This window comes from Hymenobacter cyanobacteriorum (assembly GCF_022631375.1).
Classification (GTDB): domain Bacteria; phylum Bacteroidota; class Bacteroidia; order Cytophagales; family Hymenobacteraceae; genus Hymenobacter; species Hymenobacter cyanobacteriorum.
Genome location: NZ_JALBGC010000001.1, coordinates 415943 through 435489 on the forward strand (window position 1 = coordinate 415943; position 19547 = coordinate 435489).

Sequence of the window (19547 nt, forward strand, 5' to 3'; positions counted from 1 at the left end):
CGCTGTCGCGTGACAGCGCTATATTTCATTCATGACGATTCCTCCCTTCCGCCGCTGGTCGCTCGCCGTGGCTTTGCTGGCCGGGCCGGCGCTGGCCCAGGCCCAGTCGGTTAACGCGCCTTCGACTACCGCCACCCCGCCGGCCGGCGACATGAGCGCCGCCCAGTGGTACCTCAAAGACCCGCAGCTCGACAACGTGCCCGGCGTGGGTGCCAACCGCGCGTATGCGGAAATCCTCAAAAACCTGGTGCCCACGCCCGTGGTGGTGGCCGTGATTGACTCGGGCATCGACACGGCCCACGTCGACCTGAAACCCGTGCTGTGGCGCAACCGGGGCGAGATTCCCGGCAACGGCATCGACGACGACAAGAACGGCTACGTGGACGACGTGCACGGCTGGAATTTTCTGGGCGGCCCCGACGGCCGCAACGTGAACGCCGAAACCCTGGAGATGACGCGCATTGTGGCGGCCGGCCGCAAGCGCTTCAAGGGCCTGACAGCCAAAACAGTGAAGCCCGTCGACAAGGCCGATTTCGTGCTCTATGAAAAGGCTGAAAAAGCCTACAAAGCCCGCCTGAAAGAAGAAATCGAGCGCAACCAGCAGGTGGAAAGCATGACCGGTCCCATCACCGACATGGTGGCGGCCATGAAGCAGGCCCTGGGCACCGACAAGCTCGACACCGTGGCCCTGCGCAACGCCAAGGCCGACGACCCCAACCTGAAGCGGGCCATTGCGGGCATGCTGGAAATGATGCGCCAGACCGGCGCCGCCGACTCGGATGCCCTGCTGAAACAGCTGAACGAAGGCGCCAAGCAGGAGCGCAGCCTGCTCGACAACTCGCTGAACCTGAATTTCGACCCGCGCGCCGACATCGTGAAGGATAACCCCAACGACGTGACGCAGCGCTACTACGGCAACAACGACCTGCACGGCCCCGACCCCATGCACGGCACCCACGTGGCGGGCATCATTGCGGCGGTGCGTACCAACAATGTCGGCATCCAGGGCCTGGCGCCCGACCCCGTGCGCATTATGGTGGTGCGGGCCGTGCCCGACGGCGATGAGCGCGACAAGGACGTGGCCAACGCCATCCGCTACGCCGTGGACAACGGCGCGCAGATTATCAACATGAGCTTCGGCAAGGAGTTTTCGCCCCAGCGCCCGGCCGTGGAAGCGGCCTACAAGTACGCCGCCCAGAAAGGCGTGCTGCTGGTGCACGCCGCCGGCAACGAAAACCACAACCTCGACACGGAGGAGAACTACCCGGCCTCGTTCTATATGAACAACACGACCGTGCCCAACCTGCTCACGGTGGGCGCGTCGGGCCCGCTCGATAACAGCCACCTCACCGCCGACTTCTCCAACTACAGCCACAAGGGTGTGGACGTGTTTGCGCCCGGCGTGAACATCTACAGCACGCTGCCCGGCAGCGTCTACGGCAACGAAAGCGGCACCAGCATGGCCTCGCCCGTCACGGCTGGCGTGGCGGCGGTGCTCAAGTCGTACTTCCCCAAGCTCACGGCCACGGATTTGAAGCGCATCATCATGCAGTCGGCCCAGGTGCACCACACCAAAGTGCAGACGCCCGGCGGCGAAAAGCTGGTCGACTTCTCGACGCTGTCCGTGACCGGCGGCGTGGTCGATATGTACGAAGCCGTGAAACTGGCGCAGAAAGCGTCGCTTTGAGTTAAAAGTTAGGAGTTACAAGGGAAAAAGGCCCGTCCGATAATTCAGACGGGCCTTTTTCCCTTGTAACTCCTGCCTTTTAATTTAAAACCGCCGGTTCAGGTAGTCGAGTGCTTTATCAAGCTGCTGCCCCAGCTGCTGGCTCAGGCGTTTTTCGACCCACACGTTGATGCCGCGCGCCGCGGCCAGCATCAGGAGCAGCAGGCCGGCCAGCAGCACGTACTTATTGAATTGGCTGCCGAGCCGGTGGAAGGTAAGGAAGCCGATGTCGCAGTGCAGCAGGTAGAGCGGATACGTGAGCCCGCCCCAGGCCGCCAGCCACGCCTGGCGGTGGAAATTGAGCTTCTCGCGGGTAATCAGGAAAAACACGCCAAAAAAAGCCGTGATGGCGCCCCCGGCGACCAGGTTCGAGAACGAGTCCTGAAACACCACGGCCAGTTCCTGCGACACCTTTGCCCCGGTGCGCAGCGCCAGCAGGTAGGCCAGCAGCAGCAGCCCGTAGCGCAGCGGGGTACGCCCCTGCGGCGGCTGCATGAGGAAGAACAGCATGCCCGCGATGAAATACGGCGCGTAGCGCGGGAAGAACAGCAGCGCAAACAGCGGCCCGATGTGCGGCAGCCCCGGCAGCGCCGCATACGCCAGCCACGCCACCAGAAACCAGTCGACGGACCGCAGCCGACCGCTGCCAATCAGCAGGGCAATCAGGAAATAGAAGGTTATTTCCATCGTCAGCGACCAGTACACGCTGTCCATCACCGGCACGCCCAGAAACTCGTGCAGCATGGTCAGGTTGTAGAGGTACTGCGGCACCGTGGCGTGCAGCACGGCCGGCAGGCCCTCCGGGCCGCTGCCCGCCCCCCACAGCTGCTTGGCGGCAAACGTGAGCGTGCAGGCCACCCAGAAAGCCGGGTACAGCCGCGTCGCCCGCGAGCGGAAGAACTGCCGCACGGTTTTGCCCTGGGCGCTGCGCAGCACCACGTAGCCCGAAATGATAAAAAACAGCTCGACCCCCAGGTAGCCGTATTTGGCCACGGGAGCCAGCGCCGGAAACGCTACGGGGCTGTAGTGGTTGGCCATGTAGCCCCGGTAGGCATAATGGTAAAACACCACCGCCAGAGCCGCCAGCAGGCGCAGCAGGTCGATGGCGTAGAGCCGGCGGGGCGGCTGGGGCGGTTGAGGTTCCATGCGGAAGCGGGCAGTTTCGGGGGCCGCCGGGCCGGGCGGGCCCAGCGGCGGCTACCCGACGTTTACGCCCTTTTCTTCCTTGCGAAAGTGGTTCAGCACCAGCCGGTCGCTGAGGCCGGGGAGCAGCTTATTGAGCAACACCACGAACTTGCCCTGGCCGGTGAGGGTGAGGGTGCGCCTGCGCTGCTGCACGGCGTGCAGAATCTCGTCGGCCACGGCTTCGCTGCTCATCATGGCGCCCTCGTCGCGCGGCGATTCGCCCTGGGCCGAGCCGTCGGCGGCCAGCGCCGTGTTGCGGATGTTGGAGGCCGTGAAGCCCGGCGCGGCCGTGAGCACGTGCACGCCTTGGTCGAGCAGCTCGGTGCGCAGGGCTTCGAGGAAGCCGTTCATGGCAAACTTCGAGGCCGAGTAGCCGGTGCGGCCCGGCAGCCCACGGTAGCCCGCAATGCTGCTGATGCCCACGATGCTGCCCTTGCTCCGGAGCAGGTGCGGCAGGGCAAACTTGGTGCTGAACACAGTGCCGAAAAAGTTGGTCTGCATCAGCTGCTTGATAACCTCCAGGTCGGCGTCCTGAAAGCGGGCGCGCATGCTGATGCCGGCGTTGTTGAGCAGCACGTCGAGGCCGCCGAAGCGGGCCACGGTTTCCTGCACGGCGCGCTCGGCGGCAGCTTCGTCGCCCACGTCGGCCCGGATGGCCAGGTTGGTGATGCCGGCCGCCGTGAGGGCGGCGGCGGTGTCGGCGAGCTTCGCGGCATCGCGGCCGGTGATGGCCACCTGGTAGCCGGCGCGGCCGAAGGCCAGGGCGCAGGCCCGGCCAATGCCGGAGGTGCCGCCGGTGATGAGAACGGTGAGTGCAGGCATAAAAAGCAATAAACCCGGCTGTTTCCGGCAGAAGGCCGGAACGGGTTGCGGGGCAAATTTAGGGCGGCCGGCTGCGATTTTTACCGCGCAGCCGCCACCCCCATAAACCCGACGGGCAAACGGCGGTCAAAACGTAAATCGGCCGGCGGCCGGCCGGCGTGTGGCGAACCGACGCGGGCGCTGGCCGACATTCATCGGGCAACAGCCGATTAGTCCTTCGCTGTCGTCGGTTTATGCTTACATTTAACCACTGAATCCTATTCTTTTCTTCTTTGCTTCTGATATGACTTTACACCTACGTTCATGGTTGCGGGGCTGGCCAGCTTTGGTGGGAATGGTACTAACCGTCGGCACTGCGCAAACGGCACACGCCCAAACCTGCCCCGTTGCGGCCGCCTGCACGCCGGGCAATGCCAGCAGCGGGCAGGCTTCGTCGTTCGGCATGGGTATTCTTAACGTGACGGTGGGCAACAACCTCATCAACAATACCTCGGCCAACTACACCGAAGGCTACAAAGACAACAGCTGCGCCCAAAACGCGGCCCTGACCGTGGCCCAGCCCTACGCCATCAGCGTGCGCACGGGGCCCAACGCGCCGGAAAACGTGCGCGTCTGGGTTGACTACAACAACGACGGGGCCTTCACCGGCGCCAACGAGCTGGTGTTCAGCTCCGACAATGCCACGCTGCACACGGGCACTTTCACGCCGCCGGCCACGGCCGTGCTCAGCACCCGGCTGCGCCTGCGCGTGGCGGCCGACTACGCCAACGGCACCATTCCAACGTCGTGCTCGCGGCCGCAGTACTCGCAGGACGAAGACTACAGCGTGACCCTGTCGGCCAATGCCAGCCCCCCGGTGGCGGCCTTCACGGTGAGTGCCACCACCACCTGCACGGGCTGCGTGCAGTTCACCGATGCCAGCCAGAACGTACCCACGAGCTGGCTCTGGACTTTCGGCGATGGCCAGACCAGCACCGCCCAGAACCCCAACCATTGCTACACCACGGCCGGCTCCTACGCCGTGACGCTGAAGGCCACCAACGCGGCCGGCAACACCACCAGCGCCGCCACCACCATCACCTACAACACCACGGTGCCGCTGGCTGCCAGCTGCACCCCCCAGACGCAGAGCTACTTTGCCAACTACGGCATCACCCGCTTCCGGCTCAACACCATCGACAACACCTCGGCCGACGGCAGCGCCGGCTACCAGGACTTCACCTGCACGCAGCGCACCGAGCTTACGGTGGGGGTCAATTACTCGATGATTATCACCACGGGCGGCACCAACCCGCACGACATCCGGGTGTACCTCGACCAGAACAACGACGGTACCCTGACCACCACCGAGCAACTTTATACCAGCGCCATCACGGCTTCGCCCGGGGCGACTGCTACGCTCAACCTGCCCACTGGCATCGTGCTCAACCAACCCCTGCGCCTGCGCGTGGTAGCCGATGCCATTGGCAATACCACCGGCCCCTGCGTGAACCCGGTGAGCGGCCAGGCCGAGGACTACACGGTTATCGTGCGCCCCAACACGCTGCCGCCCGTCATCAATTTCAGCAGCAACTACGTGGCGGGCAGTTGCGTGAACCCGGTACAGTTCACCGACCTGAGCACCAACGCGCCGACTTCCTGGCAGTGGGATTTCGGCGATGGCAGCGCCAATAGCACGGTGCAGAACCCCTCGCACCAGTATGCCGCCACCGGCACCTACAACGTGACGCTGACGGCCACCAATGCCTTTGGCACCGCCTCGATTACGCGCCTGAACGCCGTGAGCGTGCAGGTGCCCTGCGTGACGTATTGCAGCGCCAACGGCACGGGCCCCACCGCCCCCGGCGGCCAAACGCAGGCCAGCCCGTTCTGGATTACGAACGTGAACGTGCCCTCGGCGAGCTACGCGAATGCCTCGGGCAACAGCACCACCGGCTACACCAGCTACGTGGCCACGCCCATCACGGTGGCACCCGGCAGCACGGTGCCCTTCACGGTCATCACCAATGTGAACGTGATTCATCGCACCGCCGTGTGGGTCGACCTGAACCAGAACGGCTCGTTCAACGATACCGGGGAGCTGGTGGCGACGGGCATCAGCGCCAACGGGGCGGCCGGGAACTCCTTCACGGGCTCGTTCACGGTTCCGGCGCGCACCTTCAGCACCCGCATGCGGGTGCTGGTGCAGGCCAACGCCAATACCAACGTGCCCGGCCCGTGCAGCGTGAACCTGCTGAACGCCGAAGTAGAGGATTACCTGCTGCGCGTGCAGCCCCTGGCTACGCGCAGCGAGCTGGCTCTGCCCAGCCTCACCCTCTACCCCACCCCCACCCTCGACGGCCGCCTGCGCCTGGCGCTCGCCGATGGCCTCGCCGCTGGCCTCTACACCACCGAGGTGCGCAACTTGCTGGGCGCGGTGGTGCTACGCGCCGCCCTGCGCCTGAGCCCCGCCGAAGCCGAGCTCGACCTGAGCGCGCTGCCCGCCGGCGTGTACGTGCTGCAGCTGCGCGATGCCCAGGGCCAGACCGCCACGCGCCGCGTGGTGCGGCAATAAGCCGCGCAGAGGTTTTCGGCGCGGCGGCGTGCTTCTGCGCTTGCGACTGTACTGGTTCTGATTGATTAACGACGAGTCGTGTTTTCAGCGACCAGGGCCTTCGCAAGCGCAGAACAACAGGCTTGCTCAAACCTCTACACCGGCCTTTTCTCGCTTTTACATTCCCTTCCCCTTCAGTTTTATTTATGTTTCCAACCTTACTACGCCGTCTGCGGGAGTCGTTGCTGCTGCTGGTTTTGCTCTTTTCGGCTGGGTATCAGGCCCGGGCTACCCACTTGCTGGGCGGCGAGATGAGCTACCGCTACCTCGATGCCAATGGCCCGGCGGCCACGCCGTTCCGGTATGAAATCACCGCCAACGTGTATTTCAACGGTCTCTACACGATAAACAACCCCAACGGCATTGCCCCCCCACCTACTCAGATTACCATTGACTTATACAACAAGACCACATCGGCGCGGCTTCCATCGGTTTCGGCTCCGCGCGTTGGGGCTTTGGGCAACCCGGTGTATCCGCCCACGCCGCAGGGTTGCGCCGTGCAGGGGCCCAGCCAGCCGTTCTACCTGCTGAAGTACGTGCAGGTGGTGAACCTGCCGGTGTCGTTCGATGGCTACTACGCGGTTTTTACCCTGGCGGCCCGCAACACCACGCTCACCAATATCAACAACAGCGGCGCAGGTGGTGGCAACGTGCCCATGACCCTGTACGTGAGCATGGCCCCACCGCTGATTTATAACCGCTCGCCGGTTTTCTCGGATACGGCCGTGGCCATTGTTTGCCAGAACGACACCACCATTTCGCTCAACAACGCGGTGGACCCCGATGGCGACCGGCTGGTGTACTCTTTTGGCACGCCCTACGGCACGGTTACCAATCCGGCAACCTTTCCTCCGCTGCCCCAGTCGGTGCCCTATTTCGCCGGCTACAGCGGCACTGCACCGTTTGGCGCGGGCGCGGGCAACTTTGCCATTATTAATGCCAATACGGGTATTGCCAAGTACGGGGCCAAAACCAACGGCCTGTACGGAATAGCCGTGGATGTATCAGAATACCGCACCATTAACGGGCGGGAGGTGCTGATTGGCACCACCCGGCGCGACCTGCAGCTGGTGGTTTCGACCTGCCCGCCCACGCCGCCGCCGGTGCTGGCGCCCACCGTAACCACGCCGCGCAATTACACCATTGAGGAGGGCGAAACGCTGAGTATTCCGATTTCGGCCACGCAAGGCAGTACCGGCCACCCGCTGGTGATGACCGTGAACAGTGCCCTGCTCGATGGCAGCGGGCCGTTCAATGCCACCTTCAACGGCAGCCAGGGCACCGTGCAGGCCGGCAACCTCACGGGCACGGCCACGGCCACCGGCACCAGCACGGTATCGGGCACGTTCGTGTTCAACTCGGCCTGTGGCAATGGCCGCGTGACGCCCTACGATCTGGCCGTGACCGTGAAGGACAACGGCTGTGGCGGTAAGCTGACCTCCGACGTGTTTCGCATAACGGTGACCCGCGCGGCGGCTCCGGCCGACATTGCCGGCCCCACCACCGTTTGCGACCGCACCACGGTGCGCACCTACACTGCCACCGGCCCGGCGTCGCCAACTTACCGTTGGCGCGTGGTGGGCGGCACCATCAGCAGCGGCCAGGGCACAGCCAGCATCAACGTAACGTTTCCCGGCACGGCAACCACCGGCATGGTGTCGCTGAAAGGCGTGTCGGCCAAGGGCTGCCTGACCGACTCGGTGTTCAAAAACATTGAAATCCGGCCGCTGGCCGTGACGGTGTCGGCCACTGCGCCCACTATTTGCCTGGGCGCCTCGACCACCCTCACGGTGGCCGGTCAGGCAGGCCTGACCTACAGCTGGACCGGCGGCGGCCAGACCTCGACCGCCACCAGCATCACCGTTTCGCCCACCACCACCACCACCTACACCGTGACGGGCACCGACGGCACCTGCTCGACCACGGCCACCTTCACGGTAACCGTGGCCCCGCCGCCCACCGCCGATGCCGGGGCCGACCGCACCATCTGCCCGAACGTGACCTCAACGCCGCTGGGCGGCACGCCCATTGCGGGCGCCACCTACCTCTGGAGCCCGGCCCTGGGCCTGAGCAGCACCACCGTGGCCAACCCCACCGTGACGCTGCCCAACACCACCGGCGCGGCCTACGTGCAGGTGTACACCCTCACGGTGACCGTGGGCGCCAACTGCAGCAGCGTGGGCACCGTGCGCGTGACGGTGAGTGCCCCGGCTACGGCCAATGCGGGCCCGGCCGTGGCCGTGTGCTCCGGCGTGGCTTCGGTGCCACTGGGCACGCCCGCGCTGCCCGGCTACACCTACAGCTGGAGCCCCGCCACCGGCCTGAGCAGCGCCACCGCCGCCCAGCCCACCGTGACGCTGACCAACACCACCAGCGCGGCCATTACTTCGACTTATACCGTGACGGCGACCAACGCCAATGGCTGCACCGCCACTTCATCGGTCATCGTGACGGTGAACCCGGCCGTGGTGGTGAGCCCCGGCCCGGCCATCAGCTTCTGCTCGGGCACCACCTCGGCCCCGCTGGGCGGCACGGCTACGCCCGTCGCTGGTGCTACCTATAGCTGGAGCCCCACCACCGGCCTGAGCAACCCCAACATCCTCAACCCGACTGTGACGGGCACCAACACGACCGGCGCGCCCATCGTGCGCACCTACACCCTGACCGTGACCAGCGCCGCCGGCTGCGTGGGCTCGGCCACGGTGGACGTGACCATTAACCCCGCCGCCGTGGCCGATGCCGGCCCGGCTAAGCAAACCTGCTCGAACGTGGGCGTCGTCATCGGGGCGGGCCCGGCCGTGGCCGGCACCACCTACGCCTGGACGCCCACTACCGGCCTGAGCAGCGCCACCTCGGCTACTCCCACGCTCACGCTGCCCAACCTTACCGGCGCGCCGCTGGTGGTAACGTATACCCTCACGGCCACCACGGCCAATGGCTGCACGGCAACCAGCACGGTAGCCGTCACCATCAACCCCGCCGCCGTGGCGCAGGCCGGTGCCGACAAGGCCACTTGCTCGAACGTGGCTACTACCATTGGCACCGGCACCGCCGTGGCCGGCACCACCTACGCCTGGACGCCTGCCATCGGCCTGAGCAGCGCTTCGGTACTGAACCCGACCGTGACGCTGCCCAACCTGACCAGCGCCACCATCACCCAGCGGTACATTTTGCTGGCGACCACTGACAACGGCTGCATTGCCCGCGATACCGTAGTGGTGAGCGTGTACCCCGCCGCCGTGCCCGCGCCCGGCACCAACCAGGCGGTGTGCTCGGGCGGCACCATCACCCTTGGGGCGGCCCCAGTGTCCGGCTATACCTACAGCTGGACGCCCGGCACCGGCCTGAGCAGCACCACGGTGGCCAACCCCACCTTCTCGCAGGTGAACACCACCAACCTCCCCGTTGTCTACAACTTCACCCTGACGGCCACCACGGCCAACGGCTGCGTGAGCTCCGGCACCGTGACCGTGACGGTAAACCCCGCGCCCCTCGCCAATGCCGGCCCCGATGCCGCCCTTTGCGACCTCAAGAAGCTGACGCTGGGCACGCCCCCGCTAGCGGGCTACACCTACCTCTGGAGCCCCACCACCGGCCTCAACTTTCCCACCGCCGCTCAGCCGGTGCTCACGGCCAGCAATACCACGGCCACACCCATTGTGCGCACCTACACCGTCACGGTTACCTCCAACCAGGGCTGCGTGAGCACCGACGACGTCATCATCACCATTAACCCGCGCCCGGCGGCCGAGTCCATCGTGGGCCCGACTTCGGTGTGCCCCACCGTGACCGGCGTGGCCTACTCGGTGCCCAACCCCACGGCCACCGACTACCGCTGGCTGGTGGTGGGCGGCACCGTGGCCAGCGGCCAGAATACCCCCAGCATCACCGTGGACTGGGGCACCGCCAACCCCAGCGGGGCCGTGAAAGTGTACCGCTTCAACGCGCAGGACTGCTCCTCTGATACCACGGTGCTGCCCGTTATCATCAACCAGCGCCTGCAAACGGTGCGGCCCACCGGCCCCGGCGACATCGTGGCCGTGGCCCCGCTGCCGCGCGCCGTGTGCCAGGCCGACGGCCCCTACACCTACACCAGCGGCACCTTCGCCAACGGCTCGTCGTTCTCGTGGACCATTGTGGGCGGCACGCAAGTGGCCAGCTCGCGCAACACCGTGACGGTGGCCTGGAACCCGGTGACGGTGCCCACCATCGGCAAGATTGTGGCCACCGAAACCAGCAACCCCTCGGGCGGCATCTGCCGCGGCACTTCCGATACGCTGCGGGTGCTCATCAACCCCTCGCCCCGCACCAACCTGGCCATCGTGGCCCCGGCGCGGGTGTGCGCGGGCAGCGGCCCGGCTACCTTCAGCCTGCCCGGCGGCTTCGCCGGCTCCAGCTACGTGTTCCAGCTCAGCGGCCCCGGCCTGCCCGCCACCGCCCTGGCCGGCACCGGCAGCACCCGCACGCTGGCCACCCTGCCCGCGCCCGGCACCTACACCCTCACGGTGCAGGAAACCACCGCGGCCCCGGGCAGCTGCGTGGGCCCGCTCTACACCACGCCGTTTGTGGTGGCCCCGCTGCCCACGGCTCCCACCATCTCGGGCTCGGGCTTTGTGTGCAACACCAGCACGCCGCAGCAGTACGCCATTGCCAACCCCACCGCCGGCGCTGCCTACCAGTGGACCGTGGTGGGCGGCACCGTGACGACGGGCGGCACCGGCCCGCAGGTCAGCATCACCTTCAACCCCACCGGCCCCTACTCGGTGAGCGCCGTGGAAGTGAGCGCCTCGCCCAACCTGTGCGCCGGCCCCGCCACCACCCGTACGATTCTGCTGGATAACCCCACGCTTAGCCTCACCAACGTGTCGGTGGATGCCACCAGCAACTCGCGCGTTATCGTGAGCCTGAGCGCACCCAACAGTGCCAACACCCCCAACCCCGTGCGCGTGCTGCGCCGCGTGGCGGGCTCGGGCGCGGCCTTTGCGCCCGTGGGCACGGTGGCAGCCAACGCCACCACCTACACCGACAACAACGCCGTGGATGCTAACGCCAATTCCTACGAGTACCAGCTCGACCTCACCAACGGCTGCAGCACCCTCGTGCCCAGCACCGTGGCCCAAACCATCCGCCTGACCGTGACGCCCACGGCCGGCCCCGGTGGCCGCGACCAGGGCAGCGTGGCCCTGGCCTGGAACGGCTACGTAGGCTTCGCGGTGAGCGGCTACGAAGTTTACCGCCGCCTCGACAACGGCAGCAGCACGCTGCTGGCTACCCTGCCCGCCACGGCCCGCACCTACACTGCTACCAACACCGACCCCGGCCGCGTAGCCACCGGCCTGGGCTTCGCCGAGAACTTCCGGGTGGTGGCCCTGAGCACCGCTGCCACGCCGCTGCGCTCGAATTCGAACGAGACGACGGCCAACTTCGCCAACGCCATCAACGTCTACAACATCATCACCCCCAACGGCGACCAGAAGAACGACGTGCTCGTGATTGACAACATCCAGCTCTACCCCGGCAACTCGCTCACCATCTTCAACCGTTGGGGCCGCGAGGTGTACAAAACCACCAACTACCAGAACAACTGGGGCATGGATGCCGGTATCGCCGCCGGCAATTACTTCTACCTCCTCACCCTGCCCAACGGCAGCAGCCAGAAAAACTGGTTTGAGGTGGTGAAATAGCCCCGCTAGCACGCCTGCGAAAAGGCCTCCCGGTTTCGGGAGGCCTTTTTGTTGTAATAAGTGGTTGCAAACCGGCCTCAGGTGGTTGGGAACCGGTTCGCCGGCCACCCGCCGCCCGCGTACCTTTGCAGACTTACTGCCTTGCTCGTTATGTCTCGCAAAATCACGAAAGCCTCTAAAAACTTACCCGTCGACGCCCTCCAGAACATCCTAATTCAGGATATGGTGGCCGAAGGCAAATGCATGGTTCGCCTCGACAACCTCGTCATCTTCGTGTCGCAAGTAGCCCCCGGCGACGTTGTGGATTTGCGCATCACCCGCGCCAAAAAGAATTTTCTCGAAGCCGTTCCTACCGCGTTCCATAAATACTCCGAGCTGCGCACCACGCCGTTTTGCCAGCACTTCGGCGTGTGTGGGGGCTGCAAGTGGCAGCACCTGGGCTACGATTCGCAGCTGCACTTCAAGCAGCAGCAGGTGGTCGACCAGCTCACCCGCATCGGCAAAGTCGAGTTGCCCGAGATTCCCTTCATCCTCTCCTCGCCCCAACGCACCTACTACCGCAACAAGCTCGAATACACCTTCTCGGACAACGGCTGGCTCACCACCGAGCAAATCAACGACGACACCCAGACCTTTGACCGCAACGTGCTGGGCTTCCACACCCCCGCCCGCTTCGATAAGATTATTGACGTGCAGCACTGCCACCTGCAGGCCGAGCCCAGCAACGAAATCCGCCTCTTCGTGCGCGACTACGGCCGCGAGCACGGCCTGCAGTTCGGCAACATGGTGCGCCAGACCGGCAACCTGCGCAACCTCATCATTCGCACCGCCCAGAGCACCGGCGAAATCATGGTGATTCTGCAGTGCTACCGCTCCCACGAGAGCATCGAACCCCTGCTCGACGCCCTCTACGCCAAGTTCCCCGGCATCACCTCCCTCAACTACGTCCTCAACAGCAAGGGCAACGAAACCTTCCACGACCTCGACGTCATCACCTACCGCGGCAAGCCCTACATCGAGGAAGAAATGGAAGGCCTGCGCTTCCGCATCGGCCCCAAGTCCTTCTACCAAACCAACTCCGAAGGCGCCCACCAGCTCTACAAAGTAGCCCGCGAGTTCGCCGCCCTCAAAGGCGATGAACTCGTGTACGACCTCTACACCGGCGCCGGCACCATCGCCAGCTTCGTAGCTCACCAGGCCCGCAAAGTCATCGGCGTCGAGTACGTGGAGCAGGCCGTGGCCGACGCCCACGTCAACGCCGAAATCAACAACATCACCAATACCGAGTTCTACGCCGGCGACATGAAGGACATCCTCACCGCCGACTTCACCGCCCACCACGGCCGCCCCGACGTCCTCATCACCGACCCGCCCCGCGCCGGCATGCACCCCGACGTGGTGGCCCGCCTCCTGGAGCTGCGCGCCCCACGCATCGTCTACATCAGCTGCAACCCCGCCACCCAGGCCCGCGACTTGGAGCTACTGGATGCCGCGTATCGGGTGACGCGCGTGCAGCCGGTGGATATGTTCCCGCACACCCACCATGTGGAGAATGTGGTGGCGCTGGAGTTGAAGTAGGGCTGAGTTGGGCCCCGTCTGTCATCCTGAGCGCAGCGAAGGACCTTATCACGGCAGAACAGTTTGCAGTAATTTCAAAATGCGCAAACGTGATAAGGTCCTTCGCTGCGCTCAGGATGACAGTTTAAACAGATTCGTTATGCCCTACTACGTGTACATCACCACCAACCCCGCCAAAAAGGTGTTGTACATCGGCATCACCAACAACATCGCCGACCGCCTCGCCCAACACTACGCCAACCGCGGCTCGGCCGAAACCTTCGCCGGCCGCTACTTCTGCTACAACTTGGTGCACATCGAAGAATACCCGGATGTCAACGCTGCCATTGCCCGCGAGAAGGAACTGAAAGGCTGGACACGGACCAAAAAAGACGCATTAATTGCTGTTGATAATCCGGCGTGGGATTTTATTGAAACTTGAAAATGGCGCATACGTGATAAGGTCCTTCGCTACGTTCAGGATGACAGACTAAACAACGAGTTCAACTAACCCATAATGGACTACTTCAACGACCCCGAACTCAACGGCAAATACCTCGGCACCATCACCAAGGATTTCGTGAAGGTGTGCGACACGCTTTCCGAAGCCTCTTCCCAGATTCGCAAGGGCGACTTCAGCCAATACCCCATTTTCGTCTTTGCCAAGCAGGAAGTGCCCCTCGGCGGCCTCCTCGTCAACGCCGACGAGCTGAACCTGGAATGGCACGTCTTCGCCAGCTACCTCGAGCTCTTCGTGCAGCAAGGCATCATCGACGAAGGCGGCATCGAAGCCTTCAAAGCCACCTACAAGGATGCCGACGAGTTCTGCTGCCTCTTCGTGCTCGACGAGGAGTTCACAAATTTCGTGTTTGTGCCGTACCCGGAGGATTAATTCGGGTTTTAAAGGATAAAAAGAACGTCATGCTGAGCGCAGCCGAAGCATCTCTACTGAGGAAGTAATTATTTACTCTCGCGGGAGAGATGCTTCGGCTGCGCTCAGCATGACGTTCTTGATTTAACGAGACTTACCCCACCAGTTCCGCCCGCGGCTGCGGAATCCCGCGCAGCGCCTCTGCCAGCAGCTGATAGGAATACACCCGCGCTTCGTGGCTGAAAACGTTTGTAACGGCCATGATTTCATTCACCTGCGTCTCGTCCACAAACTGCTGCAAGTCCTGCTGAATGGTGGCTTTGCTGCCAATGAAGGAATACGCCAGCATCTGCTCCACGGCGTATTGCTGCGCCGGCTCCCACAGCCCCGCCATCGACTCGACGGGCGGCTGCAGCGGCGCCGGCCGGCCCTTGATAACGCCCAGCATGAACTGCTTGAGCGACGTAGCAAGGTGCTGCGCCTGGGCATCGGTATCGGCCGCCACCACGTTCACGCAAGCAATGACGTAGGGCGCGGCCAGCGCCGCCGAGGGCCGGAAATTCTGCCGGTAAATCTCCAGCGCCGGAAACAGCTGGCCCGGCGCAAAGTGGCTGGCAAACGCATACGGCAGTCCCAGCGCCGCCGCCAGATAGGCGCTATCGGTGCTCGAACCCAATACGTAAATCGGCACCTCCAGCCCCTCGCCCGGAATGGCGCGCACCGTGGCCGTGCTATTCGCCGCCGAGAAATAGGCCTGCAGCTGCTGAATATCGCGCGGAAAATCCTGCGCCCCACCAAAGCGGCTGCCCCGGATGGCCTGGGCCGTTACCTGGTCGGAGCCTGGCGCGCGGCCCAGGCCCAAATCGATGCGGCCCGGGTAGAGCGTGGCCAGCGTGCCCATTTGTTCGGCCACCACCAGCGGCGCGTGGTTCGGCAGCATGATGCCGCCCGAGCCCACCCGCAGCGTGCTGGTGCCGCCCGCGATGTAGCCAATGAGCACCACCGGCGCCGAGCTGGCCACACTGGCCATGTTGTGATGTTCGGAAAGCCAGTAGCGCGTGTAGCCCAGCCGCTCTACCTGCTGCGCCAGGTCCAAGCTGCGGCGAAAGGTTTCGGTGGGCGTGCTGTTGGCGTTGATGGGGGCCAAATCCAGCACGGAAAAGGTCAAAGGGGCCAAAGAATCAGTTGTCATAAACGGAGAGTTGAGGAGAAAGCCACCTATCGGGCCGGCAAGCTGCTGGTTGCAACAAACTGAGCGCGGCCGGGGCGGAAGTGTATAACTTCCCCGGCGGCCAATTGATTTCTTCGCCTTCTTCAATCCGCACGAACAAAGCCCCAACCAGTGCCTCTCACGCTTGCGAACGTCTGGGGCACCCGTTGGGGCTTTAAGTTTCCGAAGAAGCAGCAGCGGCACTGTGCCACCCGGCCTAATTGCGGCGCTGCACCGGCAAATCTTCCAGCTGCGCGTAGCTCAGCTTCCAGGTATTATCGGCGGCTTTTTTCCAATAGAAGATGTAGTTGCCTTCGCCGAAACCGGCGGGCTGGCCGGGGCCGGCGGGCTGCACATCCACCGAGAACGTGCCGGCCTCGTAGGCACTGTTGTCGTCGGTATTGCTGCTGCTCACGCTGGTTTTCAGGTTAGCAATGGTTGGGATGGTGGCGCTCACCCACTTCTGGCCCACTTCGTCTTTGCCCTTCCAGTGGGCGTTGCCCTGCACGAAGGTGATGTCGTCGGCCATCATGCCGGTGATTTTGCCGGAATCGCGGCTGTTCCAGGCGTTGATAAAGTCGCGGTTCAGGTTCTGCACGTTGGCCGTGTCGGCTGGCGCTTTCGAGCACGAGGAAGTGAGGGCGGCGGCAGCCACAAACAGGCTACAAACAAGGGATTTCATACATCCAGCAGGTTGGTGAAAGAAATAAGGACGGGCCGCATCGCCCGCCGCAGGTATTCTAAAAAAGGCAACCCCCGGGCGCGGACGCCCAGGGGTTGCAAGGTTAAGCAAAAACGGGCACTACCAGCTTTTCCGACGGTACTCCGACGTGCCGTAAGGGTGCGAGGCATCGCCGTACGACGTGTTGGGCAGGAAGGCGGCGTTCGAAGCCGCCGGCATCGCGGCGGGCATCATCGCGTTGCCAACCATTGCATTGGAAGCCGTCAGGCTGTTGGCCGGCACCAGGGCTGTTTGCGTGGTGCGGGTAGTAGTCGTGGACTGACGGTTGCGGGCCAGCGCCAGTTCGCGGCGATACTCGGCTTCGCGAGCGGCTACTGCGCGCTGCTGGGCAGCCGCGGCGGCGCGCTGCTTGCGCTTGTTATCGATGTGCTTGCCTACGCCGTAGCCAATGGCACCACCGGCCACGCCCCCAACCACACCGCCCACAGCCCGGTTGCGCTTGTTGATGATGGCCCCAGCGGCCGCACCGCCCAGGCCGCCAATCACGGCACCTTTAGCCTGCGGGCTCCATTGCGCCTGCGCCTTGGGAACGTTGAACGAAGTGAGCAGGATAATCAGAGCGAAGAAATACGGGAGCTTATTCATGGCCGAAGTCAATTAGGAAATGAGAAAAATTACTCGGAACGTATGGAATGCTTGACAAGGAGCGTGCCAGTTCCGAAAACCACCGCCTGCCGCACTAAACGGTAGCGGCCCCAAAAGGTTGATTTCCGCGCTGCTTAGGCCGTTTAGAAGCTCGTCCAGCCCTGTGCCTGCAACGGCACCGCCTGCCCGGCCTTCGTTACCAGATTGGCACCATCAGCCTTGTCGGTAAGGTGGCCGATGATGGTAATATCGGGGTGGTTCTTAATCTTTTCGTGGTCCGTAACCGGCACCGTGAAAAGCAGCTCGTAGTCCTCGCCACCGTTGAGGGCGCAGGTGAGCGGGTCGAGGTTGAACTCGGCTGCGGCCTCCAGCGTGGGGTTGGCCAGTGGCAAAAACTCGGTAAACACCCGCGCCCCCGTGCCGCTGGCCGCGCACAGGTGCAGCACCTCCGAAGCCAAGCCGTCCGATACGTCAATCATGCTGGTGGGCCGGATGCCGCGCTCGCGCAGCTCGTGTACGATGTCGAGCCGGGCCTCAGGGCGCAGCTGGCGCTGCACCACGTACTCGTAGTTGGCCAGTTCGGGCTGGGTGTCGGGGTCGGCCAGGTAGGCCTGTTTCTCGCGCTCCAGCACCTGCAGGCCTAGGAACGCGCCGCCCAGGTCGCCGGTCACGCACAGCAAATCGGTGGGCTTGCCGCCGCTGCGGCGCACGGCCGCATCGGTGGCCACCTCGCCCAGCACCGTGATGGCCAGCGTGAGGCCGCCGCGGCTGGCCGTGGTGTCGCCGCCCACCAGGTCCACGTTGTAGGCCTCGCAGGCCAGGCGCATGCCCGCATACAACTCTTCAATGGCCTCTACCGTGAAGCGCGGGCCGGCCGACAACGCCACCACCAGTTGCGTGGGCAGCGCGTTCATGGCGGCCACGTCCGACACATTCACAGCCACGGCCTTGTAGCCCAAGTGCCGCAAGGGGCAAAACGAAAGGTCGAAGTGAATGCCTTCGACCAGCAAATCGGTGGTCATCACGGTATCGGTGCCGGCGGTGGGGCGGATGATGGCCGCGTCGTCGCCAATGCCCAGCACCGTACCCGGTTGGCGCGTGCTGATGCCAGCCTGCAGGCGATGGATGAGGGCAAATTCGCCAATGGCGCTGAGGGGCGTGAGGTTCTCGGACATGGTTTGCAAGAAATATTCGGGAAGAAGCAGTTAGCTCAAGCCAACTGTTTGCCAGCATTGCTGACGCGGGCACAAAAGTACGCCCACAAAAAAAGGAGGGAATTGCTTCCCTCCTTTTTCACCTTATTGCTACTAGCGGCCGCTTATTGCACCACCAGTTCTTTGTAGATTTTGGTCTGGCCGTCGGCGCTCAGAATCTGCACGAAGTACAGGCCGGGCTTCAGGGCCGAAATGTTGAGCGTGAGCTTCTCCTGGCCCAAACCTTTAGCTTCGGCGCTAATGGTCTGCCCCAGGTTGTTGAGCACAACTACGTGGCCCACTTTGGCATCCTTAATCTCGACCGTGGCGATGCCGTGGGCCGGGTTGGGGTACACGCTGATGTTGGCATCGAACTTGGCCAAGGTGCCAAGGGTCGTCTGATAAGTGCCGAACGGGCCGGTGTAATCCAAATGTTCGCCCAGGCGGTTGTACTCCTGGCCGGCGGCGTTGGTCACCCCACTGCCGGGAATCGAAGCGTAGCTGTAGGCAACCCACTGGTCGGCAATGTTGTAGCCGCTAACGTATGCACCGGCGGGAGCCGGACCATACACGGTAGGTGCGGTGCTACTTACCCCTTTCGAAACACTCGGACGACGAATCAGCGACATGTTTTCCGATACCACGTCGGGAATGAAATTGGTACCCGGATAAATCGGGTCGTTCGGGTTGGTGCCGCGCCAGTTGCCAACCGTGGAGCTTACCGCGCCCGAGCGGTCGGGGGGCAACTGGCCCACTACGCCAATCAGGTCGATGATAACACCGGTACCCGTGCCGGCCGTGCCGCTGGGGTAGCGCACCAGCGCCATGGCGTCGTTGCCGTTGAAATAAATGGTGCCACCGCCTACCAATACAGTATTGCCGATGGGTTGCGGGGCGTGGCCGGTGCTGAACTGGTTGGCCGCGTTGCGGATAACCGGCAGCGTAGCCTCGCCGCTAGCCAGCACGAAGGTCGTCCGCGAAGGCAATGTGTTGGTACCTACCGGCTGCTGAGTGGCGTTGCTGCGGAACAACCGTTCTTCCTCGGTAACCGTCGTGCTACCGTTGGAGTAGCGGCGCACCGAGTAAGGGTTGAGGTTGACTGCTGAAGTCGTGGGGTTATAAATCTCGATGGCGCGCTCGCTGCCAGTCGAAGGCGACGTGGCCCCACCGTACACCGTGCCCGACGAGTGCGAGCCTTCGTCGTATTCGGAAAAGAACAGCTCTGTGCCTTGGGCATGAGCAGCGCCGGCTACCAAAAGGGCAGCCGAGAGCAACAGGTAATGCTTTTTCATAATGTCTGATGGGAGAAAACGATGCAGTGCAAAGATACACTGCGACGGCTATCCGTTGCGTGCGCCGTTAAGGTTGTGTTGAAAACG

The 19547-nt window shown here is 63.8% G+C and carries 13 protein-coding genes; 6 read left to right on the forward strand and 7 right to left on the reverse strand.

Annotated elements, in window-relative coordinates:
• The first annotated feature begins 31 nt into the window (after window positions 1–31).
• Entirely contained in the window at window positions 32–1687 is a 1656-nt protein-coding gene (locus MON38_RS01910) for a S8 family peptidase (protein ID WP_241934439.1), read from the forward strand.
• 84 nt (window positions 1688–1771) lie between these two features.
• Here MON38_RS01910 and MON38_RS01915 read toward each other — a convergent pair whose 3' ends face one another.
• Window positions 1772–2872, reverse strand: coding sequence for an acyltransferase family protein (locus MON38_RS01915; protein ID WP_241934440.1), 1101 nt, complete (start codon window positions 2870–2872; stop codon window positions 1772–1774).
• Between the two features lie 51 nt (window positions 2873–2923).
• On the reverse strand, window positions 2924–3733 hold the full coding sequence (locus MON38_RS01920; protein WP_241934441.1) for an SDR family oxidoreductase: 810 nt from the start codon (window positions 3731–3733) through the stop codon (window positions 2924–2926).
• A 334-nt stretch (window positions 3734–4067) separates the two neighbouring features.
• On the opposite strand from MON38_RS01920, the gene MON38_RS01925 reads away from it, so the two are divergent.
• From MON38_RS01925 to MON38_RS01945, 5 genes are all read left to right on the forward strand, one after another.
• Window positions 4068–6287, forward strand: coding sequence for a GEVED domain-containing protein (locus MON38_RS01925; protein ID WP_241934442.1), 2220 nt, complete (start codon window positions 4068–4070; stop codon window positions 6285–6287).
• A gap of 185 nt (window positions 6288–6472) precedes the next feature.
• Window positions 6473–12010: a T9SS type B sorting domain-containing protein gene (locus tag MON38_RS01930; RefSeq protein ID WP_241934443.1), complete on the forward strand. Its 5538-nt coding sequence runs from the start codon at window positions 6473–6475 to the stop codon at window positions 12008–12010.
• Window positions 12011–12160: 150 nt separating this feature from the next.
• On the forward strand, window positions 12161–13588 hold the full coding sequence (gene rlmD / locus MON38_RS01935; RefSeq protein WP_241934444.1) for a 23S rRNA (uracil(1939)-C(5))-methyltransferase RlmD: 1428 nt from the start codon (window positions 12161–12163) through the stop codon (window positions 13586–13588).
• Between the two features lie 139 nt (window positions 13589–13727).
• A complete protein-coding gene (locus MON38_RS01940; protein ID WP_241934445.1) occupies window positions 13728–14009 on the forward strand; it encodes a GIY-YIG nuclease family protein in 282 nt (93 codons plus the stop codon).
• A 75-nt stretch (window positions 14010–14084) separates the two neighbouring features.
• Window positions 14085–14459 carry a hypothetical protein gene (locus MON38_RS01945; RefSeq protein ID WP_241934446.1) on the forward strand — a complete coding sequence of 125 codons (375 nt, stop codon included), beginning with the start codon at window positions 14085–14087 and terminating at the stop codon, window positions 14457–14459.
• Window positions 14460–14592: 133 nt separating this feature from the next.
• On the opposite strand, the gene MON38_RS01950 is transcribed toward MON38_RS01945, so the two are convergent.
• The 5 genes from MON38_RS01950 to MON38_RS01970 form a co-directional block, all read right to left on the reverse strand.
• Window positions 14593–15630 carry an LLM class flavin-dependent oxidoreductase gene (locus MON38_RS01950; protein ID WP_241934447.1) on the reverse strand — a complete coding sequence of 346 codons (1038 nt, stop codon included), beginning with the start codon at window positions 15628–15630 and terminating at the stop codon, window positions 14593–14595.
• Window positions 15631–15865: 235 nt separating this feature from the next.
• Window positions 15866–16330, reverse strand: coding sequence for a YybH family protein (locus MON38_RS01955; protein ID WP_241934448.1), 465 nt, complete (start codon window positions 16328–16330; stop codon window positions 15866–15868).
• A 120-nt stretch (window positions 16331–16450) separates the two neighbouring features.
• Entirely contained in the window at window positions 16451–16975 is a 525-nt protein-coding gene (locus tag MON38_RS01960) for a glycine zipper domain-containing protein (RefSeq protein WP_241934449.1), read from the reverse strand.
• Between the two features lie 143 nt (window positions 16976–17118).
• Entirely contained in the window at window positions 17119–18150 is a 1032-nt protein-coding gene (gene thiL, locus MON38_RS01965; protein WP_241934450.1) for a thiamine-phosphate kinase, read from the reverse strand.
• 143 nt (window positions 18151–18293) lie between these two features.
• Window positions 18294–19460 (reverse strand): T9SS type A sorting domain-containing protein, encoded by a 1167-nt coding sequence (locus MON38_RS01970; RefSeq protein WP_241934451.1) that lies wholly within the window; start codon window positions 19458–19460, stop codon window positions 18294–18296.
• Window positions 19461–19547 lie beyond the last annotated feature (87 nt).